The following is a 12518-nucleotide window of genomic DNA, read 5'->3' as shown; positions in this document are numbered from 1 at the left end:
TCGAGGTCGATGGCGAGCGTCTGGATCTGCTGCCGATCCTGCTCAACCTGATCCAGAATCCGGCGGTGGATCTCTCGTCGCGCGCGCTCAACGAACTCAGCGAGGAAACGCGCTTCAGTCTGCGCCTCGACGATGGACGCTACATCTTCTTTCCGGCCGAGCGCCTGAAGCCGATCCTCTCGACCCTGATTGAACTCTACGACCCGATGGCACGCTTGCGCGGCGATGGCCGGATGCGACTGTCGCGCCTGCAGGCCGCCGAACTCGCCGAGCTGGAACGACAGGCGCCGAACCTGAGCTGGCGCGGCGGCGAGCAGGCGCGCGAGTGGGGCCGGCGCTTGCGCGAGTTCGAGCGCATCGAACCGGTCGCTCCGCCCGCCGAGCTGCGGGCCGAGCTGCGCCCTTATCAGCAAGAGGGCCTGAACTGGCTGCAATTCCTGCGCGACTTCAAGCTGGGCGGCGTGCTCGCCGACGATATGGGGTTGGGCAAGACCATCCAGGCGCTGGCGCATCTGTTGGTCGAAAAGGCGGCCGGTCGGGCCGATCGGCCCAGCCTGGTGGTGGCGCCGACCAGCCTGATGTTCAACTGGAAGCGCGAGGCCGAGCGCTTCGCGCCCTCGCTGCGGGTGGTCATTCTGCAAGGTCCAAAACGCCAGGAATCTTTCGATCGGCTCGGCGAGCAGGATCTGGTGCTGACCACCTATGCGCTGTTGCCGCGCGATCTGGAGGTGCTCCGCGCCCAGTCCTGGCATCTGCTGATCCTTGATGAGGCGCAGGCGATCAAGAACCCGCGCAGCAAGGGCGCGCAAGCGGTGCGCTCGCTCGCGGCGCGGTATCGGCTGTGTCTGACCGGCACACCGCTGGAGAATCATCTCGGCGAACTCTGGGCGCTGATGGATTTCCTGATGCCCGATCTACTCGGCGACGAGCGTGGCTTCCGGCGCCTGTTCCGCACCCCCATCGAGCGCCATGGCGAGCACGAGCGCACCGAGCATCTGCGCCGGCGGATCGCGCCCTTCCTGTTGCGCCGGACCAAGGAGCAGGTGGCCGCCGAGCTGCCGCCGAAGACCGAGATCCTGCGCGAAGTGCCCTTGGCCGCCGATCAGCGCGATCTCTACGAGACGCTGCGTCTCGCGCTGCACGAGAAGGTGCGCAAGGAGATCGCCCGCAAGGGCTTGGCGCAGAGCGGGATCATCATCCTGGATGCCTTGCTGAAGCTGCGCCAATGTTGCTGCGATCCGCGGTTGGTCTCGCTCGAGAGCGCGCGGCGCGTGAAGGGCTCGGCGAAGCTGGATCTGCTCATCGAGCTGCTCGGCGAATTGCAGCAAGAGGGGCGGCGCCTGTTGCTGTTCTCGCAGTTCACCAGCATGTTGAGCCTGATCGAGGAGGCGCTGGAGCAGCGGATGGATCAGAAGAAGGATCGCGATTACGTCAAGCTGACCGGCCAGACCCGTGATCGCGAGACACCGGTGAACCGCTTCCAGGCCAACGAGGTGCCGCTGTTCCTGATCAGCCTCAAGGCCGGCGGCAGTGGCCTGAACCTGACCGCCGCCGATACCGTGATCCATTACGATCCCTGGTGGAATCCGGCCGCCGAGCGTCAGGCGACTGATCGTGCCCATCGCATCGGCCAGGACAAGCCGGTGTTCGTCTACAAGCTATTGACCGAGGGCACGGTCGAGCAGCGCGTCGCCGAATTGCAGGAGCGCAAGCAGGCGTTGGCCGATGCGATGCTCGAAGGGGGCGGCAGCGCCGCCAAGTCACTGAGTCATGAAGATTTGGATCTGCTCTTCGCGCCGCTGGACGCAGTCTGATGGGCGGCGGCGCCCGCGTTCCTGGAGCCATTCGATGACGCAAGCTGCTCAAGATGCCATGCAGACAGGTCTGCTCTTCGGACCCGGACCCGCCGGGCACTGGGATGACGAACGGGTTTCCGGCCCCTGCGTGCTGCGCCTGCCGGATGGACGTTGGCGCATGTGGTACTTCGGCCGCGACCAGGGCTTCGACCGGGAGATCAATCTGCCGACCGGTCGTGTCGGCCTGGCCGAATCGGACGACGGGCTGCATTGGCGACGCATCAGTGGCCCGCTCACGCGCGGAGCCGTGTTCGAGGCGCATCCCGATCCGGCGCGCTTCGATTCGACCCATGTCGGCGTCAGCTGCGTGTGCCACGAGGACGGGCTGTATTGGATGTGGTACCTGGGCGGCGACCACAGCGAGTTCCGGATCGGGCGCTTCGCGGTCAAAGGTCTGCGTCTGCGGCCGGGCTGCGCGATCTCGCGCGACGGGATGCATTGGCAACGTCTTCACGGCCCCTATCAAGGCGCCCTATTGGACTTCGGCGAGCCGAATGCCTTCGATGCGGCCTCCATCGGCTGGCCCCAGGTGGTGCGGGCGCGCCCTGATCTCTGGCGCCTCTACTATCACAGCCTGGACCCGGCGCGGATGGTCTTTGGGGTCGGTCTGGCCGAGTCCGACGATGGCCTGCACTGGCGCAAACGCGGCCAGGTGCTCGGCCCCGGCGAGCCGGAAGCCTTCGATGGCCTCGGCATCGGCACCCGGCAGGTGCTCTGGCACGACGGCCGCTGGCTGATGGTCTACGAGGGCGTCGCCGGCAGCGGCCATTCGATCGGCCTGGCCGAATCCGACGATGGCGTGCACTGGACGCGCCGTCCCGGCTCGGAGGCGGACGGCTCGATCTTCGCCCATGCCGAGAGCGGCTCCGGGGCCTGGGATGCGTTCGCGGTCGGCGCGCCCTGCCTGGTGCCGATGGAGGACGGTTCCTGGCGGCTCTACTATGTCGGCGTCAACGAAACCGGCCTCGGTCACGGCGATGAGCTGGCGGCACGGCATCGGATCGGGCTTGCGCTCAGCCAAGGCTCCGACCTGACGCGCTGGGCGCGCTGGAATGGCGCTCGGCGCTGAGCGTTTCGCGCGCGGTTGGCGCCTCTTCGCCCGCTGCCGGACGAGATCCGGGAACAGACGGGGCGCGCTACCGCTCGCCCAGCTTGGCGATCGCTTCCTCTAGCGAGCGTGCCATCGCCACCTTGCCGTGCTGACTCGCGATCACCCGCTTGAGTTGCGGGATCTGCACGCCCTGTGCCGCCTTCAGATAGACTGGCTGCACATAGGTGATGACATCGTCGACCAGCGTCAATATCAGCTTGCCGCGCTGGATCTCGGCGCCACCGCGCCCCCAGAGCGTGAACTGTTCGGCAATCTCGGAATCCTGTTCGATCAGCGCGTCAATCTGCGCCAGCCCCAGCACCAGCACGCCGGTGGGGAAGCTATACACGACGATCCGGCCATAGTTCTCCGCATCCGAACTCACCACCGCGAAGGCCCGCATGTTGTCGCGCCCCTTTGGATTCATCGGCGCCAACAGCAAGTGTTCGAAGCGCGAGGGGTCGATCAGATTCAGCGTGACATAATAGGGCGACAGCGTTTTGACTTCGCTCGCGCGCGTAATCCGTGGAAACATCCAACGATCCTCCTGGCCATAAAACACCGCCGGATCCGTCTGATGATACTTGGCATACACGTGCATTTGGGTCGTGAAGAGACCCCGCGGGTAACGGATATGCGATTGCAGGGCCTCCGGAAACTGGTCCATGCCCTTGATGAGGCCGGGATACATCCGCCGGTAGGCGCGCGCGATCGGATCGCTGGGATCGGCAAGATAGTAATCCATCTCGCCGGTATAGGCATTGACCACGATCTTCACCGAATTGCGGATGTAGTTGAACGGCTTGGGGATCGGGCTCGACATGCCATGATCGGGATGGGCGTCGACCAGGCGGTTCACCGGCTCTGCATAGGGATAGCGATCGGACAGCGTATAGGCATCGAGGATCCAGTACAGATGCTCCGGTGTCACCACCAAATAGGGATCGTCGTCGAGTTCCAGGAAGGGTGTGACCTGAAGAATCGTGCTCGGCACATTGCGCCGGATCAGGATCTGGCTATCCGACCTGATGGCCTTGGTAAAAAACAGCTTGTAATCGCGATAATAGAGGGCAAAGATCGCGCGCCTGAACCAGCCATCGATCGGGATCGCGGTATCGGCGCGATAATCGTCCTGTACCACCCCGACCTCGCCTGGGTAGGAGATCTCCCCCAAGGCATTGGGCGCGATCACGTCATACAGATCCTGCATGCCGTAATAGATACCGGGCTCCTTGGTCGTCAAGCCAGACTCCGAGCGCGGCGGCATATCCTTCAGGAACCATTGCTTGGTCTCCTCGCCGACCTGCGCCGCCGGTGACATCACCGCACCATAGCCGTGAGTGTACCTGAACCAGCGATTCACCCAATTTTGCGAATCCTGGGGTAAGCGATCGAAGTCCAATTCCCGCGCGGCGAGAAAGACCTGCTGATAACGGCCATCGATGGTATAGCGATCCGTGTTGACGCTGAGGAAGCTGTAATAGCTGCGAATTTCCTGCATTTCGCGATAGACGTCGAGCAGCACGTCGCGATCCCACAGCGGAATATTGCGCAGCGTCATCGTGACAATCTCGTCGCGGTCGCTGTCCTCGGACTCGCTAGCATCCACCGCCACCACATAGGGACGCGTCTCGACCTCGCTCAGCCCGAACGAATCCAGGGTGGCGGCGATATTGTGTTCGATATACACCTGTTGCCGCGCCAACTCGTCCGGCTCGACCAGGTAGTCCTGTACCGCTTTCGGGATCGCCTCCCAATAGCGCAGGCTTAGGGTTGCGCTCAGCAGCACCACGAACGCCGTGACGATGGCTATGCCGCGCTTCGTATTCAGAAACCAAATGCTGCTGACGCCAAGGGCAAGGAGCATCGATATCGAGGCCCAGATCAACGGCAGCACGATCGTCATTTCCGTGTAGCCGGGGCCGAAGAAGAGCGGCGTATGACTATCGGTATACAGCAACCCGTAACGCTGGAACAGCAATTCCGCGATGCCGATGCCAAACATCAGCGCAAGGATCACACTGAGATGCCGGCGCGCGCTCCTCCCGATCGTCAGCTCACGCATCTTCAACGCCTGGAAATGCAGGAAGTAAGTCAGGCCAAGGATCGCCAGCAGGATGCTGAGCGCGAAAAACACCTCAAGCAGGATCGAGCGAAAGACCGGCAACGCGAACAGATAAAAGCTGATATCCTGACCATAGACCGGGTCCGTGATACCGGCCCTGGGCGCGAAGATGAATAACAGCGTGTCTTCCCAGTGAGAATACAGTGGATAGGCGAGAACGATCGCCAGGACCAGCGCGATCAGTATGGAGAATTTGTGCAACCCAAAGATGATCGCCGACAACAGGCTGAAGGGTTCGCGTTGCCGATCGCTTTCCGAATCCAGAATCAACGCATTCTTTCGTTTCCCGCGTCTATTCTCACGCCTAAGCCGCAACAGGGATTTTTTCCGACTCAACGATACGCTCCGCATGGAGCGGGCCGCGATTCGGAAATTAACATAAAAGAACAAGAAAAACAGCCCGGTGAAAACCGTGAACACGACGTAGCTGTACAACAGACGCAGCCAAAAATAAAAGCCCAAACCAAGCGATTGGTACCACCAGATGTCCACGACCACGTCGGCATAGAACAACCCGATGATCGGCAAAGCGATCGCCAGTATCAGCGGAATAGCGACGAGCACGAAGACACCGATCCGACGCCAGAGACGCTTGCTTGCCATAACGACACCTTGTCCGTTGAAATAAGAAACAGAAAAAACAGCGGGGGGAGATCGCGGGATGCGATCGCCCTGATATCGATCGTATCGAGCCTCTTGGCTTCCAAGGCGCGAGCGCACGGCCCTCATCTCGTTGCTTGAATCCTGGGCAAAAATGCGCCGCCTTTGGGGCGGGGTTGTCCGGCAATGAGGTCGAGCGGCCAGGCCTGCTAGGTCGAAAACAGCAGCGCGGCCACATCCCCGAAGCGACTGACAAAGTGCACGGTCAGTCCTTTTCGGATGTGCTCGGGCACCTCGTCGAACTCGCCACGGTTATCCTCCGGCAGCAGGATCTCCTTGATCCCGGCGCGGCGCGAGGCGATCAGCTTCTCGCGCACGCCGCCGATCGGGAACACCTCGCCGGTGAGCGTCAGCTCGCCGGTCATCGCGATGCGCCGCACCGACTGATTGCGCGCCAGCGAGAGCAGCGCCGAGGCCATGGTGATGCCGGCCGATGGACCATCCTTGGGCGTCGCGCCCGCCGGCACATGCAGATGGATGAAGGCCTTCTCGAAGAAGGCCGGATCGGCGTCAAACTCGGCCGCGTGGCTGACGATGTAGCCATAGGCGATATCGGCCGACTCCTTCATCACATCGCCGAGCTGCCCGGTGAGCTTGAAGCCGCGCGTGTATTCATGGGTGCGCACCGCCTCGATGCTGAGCGTCGCGCCGCCCATCGCGGTCCAGGCCAGGCCGGTGACCACGCCGGGGCCGGAAAGCTTGCGCTCGTCGCGAAACACCGGACTGCCGAGATAATCCTTGAGCGTCTCCGAATCGACCTCGATCGGGGTCTCGGCGCCTTCGAGCATCTTCACCGCGACCTTGCGCACGATCTTGCCGAGCTGTTTTTCCAGACGCCGCACGCCCGCATCGCGGGCATAGCCCTCGATCAACGCGCGCAGCGCCTTGGTCTTGAGCTTGACCGTATCCTTCGGCAGACCAGCGCGGTCGATCTGCCGCGGCAACAGATACTTCTTAGCGATCGCGAGCTTCTCGTCGGCGATATAGCCCGACAGCTGAATCACCTCCATGCGATCGAGCAACGGGCCGGGGATGCTGTCGGTCTGATTCGCGGTGCACACGAAGAGCACCTTCGACAGATCGAAGCGCAGATCGAGATAATGGTCGAGGAAATCGACGTTCTGCTCCGGATCGAGCACCTCGAGCAGCGCCGAGGCCGGATCGCCGTGGTAGCTGGCGCCGATCTTGTCGATCTCGTCGAGCATGATCACCGGATTCGCGGTGCCGGCGTCCTTCACCGCCTGCAGGAACTTGCCCGGCATGGCGCCGATGTAGGTGCGTCGGTGGCCCTTGATCTCGGCCTCGTCGCGGATGCCGCCGACCGAGAAGCGGTAGAAGCGCCGCCCGAGGGTGTCGGCGATCGAACGCCCGATCGAGGTCTTGCCGACGCCGGGCGGGCCGACCAGCAGGATGATGGAGCCGGCGATCTCGCTCTTGTGGATGCCGACGGCGAGGAATTCGAGGATGCGGTCCTTGACGTCGGCGAGGCCGTAGTGGTCGCGGTCCAACACCCGCCGGGCGCGTTTGAGATCGAGCTTGTCCTTGGAATGCTGGCCCCAGGGCAGCAGGGTGATCCAGTCCAGATAGTTGCGCGTGACCGAATACTCGGGTGAGCCGGTCTCCAGCATCGCCAGCTTGTCCATCTCCTCGTCGACGCGCTTTTGCGCCTCCTCGGTCAGGGTCAATTTTTCGAGGCGCTGCTTGAACTTGTCGACCTCGGCGGTGCGGTCGTCCTTGGCGATACCGAGTTCCTTCTGGATCGCCTTGAGCTGCTCCTTGAGGAAGAACTCGCGCTGCTGTTTGTGCATGCGCTCCTCGACCGATTGGCGGATCGAGTGCTGCGCCTTGGCCAGCTCGAGTTCGTTGTTGAGCAGCACCAGGACCTTCTCCATGCGCTTCATCAGCGGCACCGCCTCGAGCACCTCTTGCAGCTGCGCCTTGCTTGATGTGGTCAAGCTGGCGGCGAAATCTGCCAGATGCGAGGGATCATCGGGGCCGAAGCGATCGAGGAACATGCGCAGCTCTTCCACATACAGCGGGTTGAGCGGCAGCAGCTCCTTGATGGTATTGATCACGGCCATGGCGTAGGCCTTGACCTGATCCTCCGGCTCGGGCTTGGGCTCGGGCAGGTAATCGACGCGCGCCGTGAACGGGCGCTTGCGGTTGACGAAGCCCTGGATGCGGAAGCGTTGCAGACATTCGACCAGCACCTGCAATTTGCCTTCTTCCGAGTGCACGCGATGCACGCGGCAGGCGGTGCCGACCGGCTTGAAGTCGGCGCTGTGCGCCTTTTCGGAGGTGTCGCTGTCGACCAGCACCACGCCGAGGATCTTGTGCTGGGTCTCGCTGACCGCCTTCATCGTTGGCAGCCAGTGTTCGGCGTCCATAAGTAGCGGCACGGCTTGGCCCGGAAAGAACGGCCGCGAGGCCACCGGCAGCAGATGGATCAGCGACGGCAACACATCCCGGGCGCGCGCTAGCTTGACCTCGTCCTGTTCTGGGCCTTGGTCTTCTCGCTGCTCGGTGTCGTAGACTTCGTGGCTCATCGGCGGCTCCTCTCGACTCATCTCATCGGCGCACTGCAAAACGCTGCCCAATTTCAGGGTATTTGCGATGCAATGCAAGCGCTCGGGGCATTGGGCGGGGCATCGGTCGGGGCATTGGCGAGCGCGGCGAAGTCGGCGATCGAGAGGGTTTCGGCACGGGCGCCGGGATCGATCCCGAGCGCGCTCATCCGTTCCGGCGCGACCAGTCCGCTCAGGCTGTTGCGCAGGGTCTTGCGCCGCTGTGCGAAGGCCGCTGCGACCAGGCGCGCGTGCCACGCCGGATCGGCAAGCGGGTAGGGCGGCGGACGATGCGGGCGCAGTCGCACCACCGCCGAGCTGACCTTCGGCGCGGGCCGAAAGGCCCCAGCCGAGACCAGTAACAGGCGCTGGGCCGAGCAGCGGGTCTGCACCATCACCGAGAGCCGCCCGTAGACCTTGCTGCCGGGGGCTGCGGTGATTCGCTCCACGACCTCCTTCTGCAGCATCAGATGCAGATCCTCGATGCAGTCCGCCTGGTCAAGGAAACGAAACAGCAAGGGGGTCGAGATGTTGTAGGGCAGGTTGCCGATCAGGCGCAGCCGGGGCGCCGCAGGCGGGCGCAGCGCGCAAAGATCGAAGGTCAGCGCGTCGGCTTGATGAATCCGTAGGCGGGGGGTGTTGAAGCGCTCGGCGAGCGGCTGGATCAGGTCGCGGTCGAGTTCGATGACATCCAGCGTCGCGGCCCTCTCCAGCAAACCGGCGGTGAGCGCGCCCTGGCCGGGGCCGATCTCAACGAGATGCTGGTCCAAATCCTGGCCCAAATCCTGGCCCGGATGTTGGCCCGGCATCGGCTCCAGTGCATCGAGAATGCGCTGGATGACACCGGGGTCATGGAGGAAATTCTGGCCGAAGCGCTTGCGCGGATGGTGTTGCATCCGCGCAGTGTAGCGCGCTGCGCGTCTCGTTGGCGCTAGAAGAAATCTATCGCCAATTGCGTGATGAAGGCGTTGCTGTTGTCGCCGGTGCCGCCGTTGCGCGTGCTGTAGTCGGTATCATGGGCATACTCGAAAGACAGCGCGGTATTGTCGAAAATACCGATCGACCAACCGACGGACCAACGCTCCTCGGGCAGCTCTAGGTTGACCGCTTCGCGGGTACCCTGATAGGCGATGGCGGCGACCGACTCCTTGCCGAAGGTGTCGAAACTGTAGCCAAGCTCGATGTTCCAAGCCGCCGGTAACGCGCCCTCGTCTTTGTCTTTGTAGCTGAGGCTGTCTGGATCAAAGCGCTCAGCGGCCGAGAGGTACTCGGCGATCAGATTGAAGTCCTGGTAGCCCGCCGACAGGTTCGCGGTCCAACCGCCAGTGCGCTCGGTTGGATCACTTCCGGCGCGGTTGTCGGCGAGGCTCCCCTGCAAGTTGTCCGAATCCCCAAGATCGTTGATATAGCCGGCACCGGCCCCCCAAGCCATCCCTTCGTGTTCCTGAGCGAAGGCCAGGTTGGCACCCCAACTCTCGATCCGGTTCTTGCCGTTGACTTTATTGTCGCCGTTGAACGTGTAGACGCTGCCGCTAAAGCCCCCATGGTCGAAACCGACCTGGGCGGCGTGCTCGCGGGTCTCGCCAATCTCCTCCGTCAGCGTGCCGGAGATTAGGTTCGTCTCATAGGCACCGAAGGGCACGTAGAACTGGCCCGCGCTGAAGAACAGCGGTGAGACCGCGGGGTTGGCGAGAGTGATCATCCCGACATCGACCGCGATGCCATCGTCATTCTCTATCACGGCCTCGGCCTTGAGCCAGTCGGTAACCTGGGCGGCGATTTCAAACTCGAGCTTCGCCAGCTCCAGATCCGATTCGCTCGACCCCTCGGCAGGGTCGACGTAGACGCCTTCGATCTCGATCACGCCGCCGATATCGACGTTCTCAAACCAGCCCCCGCCGCCAGCGCCATCGCGTTGCGGGGATTCTTCAAGTTGTTGTTTTTGATGAGCTATGTCGGCGGCTTGTTGGCGATTCTCCTGCTCGAGGCGGCGCACGCGCTCCTCCAGGGTCTGCGCGGTCGCCTGGCTTGCAGCGCCGGCGCCAAGAACCATCGCAATGGCCCAGCTGAGTGGTCGTTTCATCATGTCAGGCTCCAATCCGAGGGTGATGAGGTTGAAAGGGTGATGAGGTAGAACATGAGCGGTAGCAGCTGAGCCGAAGGTGGCCGCGCCGCTGAAACAGCGTATTACAAAACCGCCCGCGGACAGTATAACCAACACGCAAGCGCGCATGATAGCCTTGGATCGAAGACGATGAGAGCGTCTTGCGTCCGACTCGGACCGACAGTATAATAAGAACCGTTCCTGTTGCGCTTCTTCCCTTGGGCGTTCTCAATCCTTTGGAGTTTGATCGAAGATGAGCCAGTATATCCATCATGTCCCCGGCCGCATCCGCGTGCGTTCCAAGGCGTTCCGCTGTCACGGTGAGCGTGCTCGCGCTGCTCAGGCCCGGTTGATGGCCATGGAGGGTATCCGCGAGGTGCAGATCAACCAACGCGCATCGAGCATCCTTGTCCAGTACGATCCCGAGCGTCTGAGTCGAGCGCAGCTGTTCTCGGCCCTTGAGGAACTCGGCTGCATGGCGGCGGCCTGGCGCGAGAGCACGCATTCGCACAAACTCGGCGAGACCTTCGGCAAGGCCCTGGTCGGGGCCATGGTGAAGAAGGCGGTGGAGCAGTCCGCGCGGGGGCTCGTCGGCGTGCTCGTTTGAGCGAGCTTGAGCTTCGCCCATGGCGGGTATGGACGCTCGGCGCGCACGCCTTCGGTGAGCGCGCCGAGTTCGCCAGGAGCCCGGGGTCGCGTTACTCGTCGTGAGGCATCGATCGACCCGCCGTTGCCTGCGTGAGCCGCTGATCCCGTTTGGCGCTTTTGGCTATGTGGCACTCCTTGGGATCGACGATGCCGAGACGGTCACCATACGGGCAGTGCGCCACCAGCGCGCGAGCGATCATCACTGAGCGGGCGGCGGCGTCAGCGCATCCACCACATGCGTATTCTCGACACCCTGCAGCCGCCTGATCCGCTGCTGGCGGCGCTGCTCCCATGCGTCCGGCGGATCGCCCTCGCTCCAGACCTGAAACAGCCGCTCGTCCTGGCGCGATAGCCGCAAGCCATAGGTATCGCGCATGTAGAGCATGATGCGCGCGATATCGCCGCGCAGCGCGTCGGGGGGTTGCACGCGGCGGTTGCCGGCATCGATGCGGAGGCCGCAGTCGCCGTAGCGCACACCGCCGGCGACCATTCCCCAGCGGTAGTCGCGCCGGTCGCCGTTGATCATGCCGACCGCGGGAACCAGATTGTGCAGATCGTTGTGCGCGACGAGGAAGGTCTCGTCCACGCGCAGACAGCAGTCGCGCCCGGAGAGCAGGTCGCCGTCGGCCTCGCGGCAGTCGCGATAGGCCTCGGGATGGCGCCAGCAGCGGCGGAAGTTGCCGAACTGCGCCGCCGGGAAGACATGCTCGGCCTCGACCCTGCGCGCGCGTTCATTGCTGGCGTAGCGTTCGAGCCCGCAGCTGGCCAGGTCCACCTGGCGGCGCCCGTTGTAACCGCAGCCGCAGTAGGCGGTTTCCCGATGGCCGCGGTAGATGCGCTGGTAGAGCAGATCCTTGGCCTTGGAAAAGCTCTCGGCCACGCGCGGGAGATCGCCCCCGCCGGCCGGCAGGCTCGGTCCCGGCAGCCAATCGCCGAGCAGGTCGCGCAGCCAATCCTCGAGCAGATCGCCCAAGTCCGGCAGCCAGTGACCGAACTCGGAGAGCAGCGCTTGCGGGTCGGCCGAGTCGCTGCCGCCAAACATCCCCGACAGCGCTTCGACGCTCTGTATCAACCCCTCGTTGCTCACGCGGCTGACCCAATTGGCGCCGGCGCGGATCCACTCGTTGCCGATCTCGCCGATCAACGCATGAGTGTCGCGCATGGACGCCAGCGCCTGTTGCACGGGCTCGGGCCAACTCTCGGTGACCGAGTCCGGCGTATAGACGAGGGTCGAGAGCAGCGCGATGCCGATCGCCAGGTTGCGCAACAGCGCCAGCGCGCGGCGCAGCCTCGGGCCTAGCACGCGGGCACGCGCCCTTGACCGACTGCGCCGGTTCTTCGCGGCAGTGGACGTTGGCTTCTTGGCTGAAGCGCGGCGGCGGGGATGGGAACGCGACGAGGAGGTGGGACGACGGGCCATGGAGGAGGGTGACTGCGCTGGATTCGACGCGAGAGCCTAGCAGATTCGGCC

At 63.5% G+C, this 12518-nt stretch carries 8 protein-coding genes; 3 read left to right on the top strand and 5 right to left on the bottom strand.

Annotated features, from left to right (window positions below; translation table 11 throughout):
* Both ACLFQI_RS06690 and ACLFQI_RS06685 read left to right on the top strand, forming a co-directional pair.
* The coding region (locus ACLFQI_RS06690) for a DEAD/DEAH box helicase (RefSeq protein ID WP_410758127.1) at positions 1–1814 on the top strand (1814 nt) is incomplete at its 5' end.
* A gap of 34 nt (positions 1815–1848) precedes the next feature.
* Complete coding sequence (locus tag ACLFQI_RS06685; RefSeq protein ID WP_410758126.1) at positions 1849–2925, top strand: glycosyl hydrolase; 1077 nt, start codon at positions 1849–1851, stop codon at positions 2923–2925.
* A 67-nt stretch (positions 2926–2992) separates the two neighbouring features.
* Here the strand turns inward: ACLFQI_RS06685 and ACLFQI_RS06680 are convergent, their stop codons facing one another.
* From ACLFQI_RS06680 to ACLFQI_RS06665, 4 genes are all read right to left on the bottom strand, one after another.
* Positions 2993–5800, bottom strand: coding sequence for a UPF0182 family protein (locus ACLFQI_RS06680; RefSeq protein ID WP_410758125.1), 2808 nt, complete (start codon positions 5798–5800; stop codon positions 2993–2995).
* Between the two features lie 80 nt (positions 5801–5880).
* Positions 5881–8277: an endopeptidase La gene (lon, locus tag ACLFQI_RS06675; RefSeq protein ID WP_410758124.1), complete on the bottom strand. Its 2397-nt coding sequence runs from the start codon at positions 8275–8277 to the stop codon at positions 5881–5883.
* A gap of 53 nt (positions 8278–8330) precedes the next feature.
* Positions 8331–9191: a 16S rRNA (adenine(1518)-N(6)/adenine(1519)-N(6))-dimethyltransferase RsmA gene (rsmA, locus tag ACLFQI_RS06670; RefSeq protein ID WP_410758122.1), complete on the bottom strand. Its 861-nt coding sequence runs from the start codon at positions 9189–9191 to the stop codon at positions 8331–8333.
* Between the two features lie 35 nt (positions 9192–9226).
* Positions 9227–10378 (bottom strand): LbtU family siderophore porin, encoded by a 1152-nt coding sequence (locus ACLFQI_RS06665; RefSeq protein ID WP_410758121.1) that lies wholly within the window; start codon positions 10376–10378, stop codon positions 9227–9229.
* A gap of 274 nt (positions 10379–10652) precedes the next feature.
* Here ACLFQI_RS06665 and ACLFQI_RS06660 point away from each other — a divergent pair, with 274 nt between their 5' ends.
* The gene (locus ACLFQI_RS06660; protein ID WP_410758120.1) at positions 10653–11006 is read left to right on the top strand and encodes an HMA2 domain-containing protein; all 354 of its coding nucleotides are present in this window, start codon (positions 10653–10655) and stop codon (positions 11004–11006) included.
* Positions 11007–11246: 240 nt separating this feature from the next.
* On the opposite strand, the gene ACLFQI_RS06655 is transcribed toward ACLFQI_RS06660, so the two are convergent.
* Positions 11247–12350, bottom strand: a complete 1104-nt coding sequence (locus tag ACLFQI_RS06655; protein WP_410758119.1) for an endonuclease — start codon at positions 12348–12350, stop codon at positions 11247–11249.
* Positions 12351–12518 lie beyond the last annotated feature (168 nt).

The sequence above is a fragment of the Halochromatium sp. genome (assembly GCF_046541315.1).
Classification (GTDB): Bacteria; Pseudomonadota; Gammaproteobacteria; order Chromatiales; family Chromatiaceae; genus Lamprobacter.
This window is presented reverse-complemented; position numbering and strand designations above follow the sequence as displayed.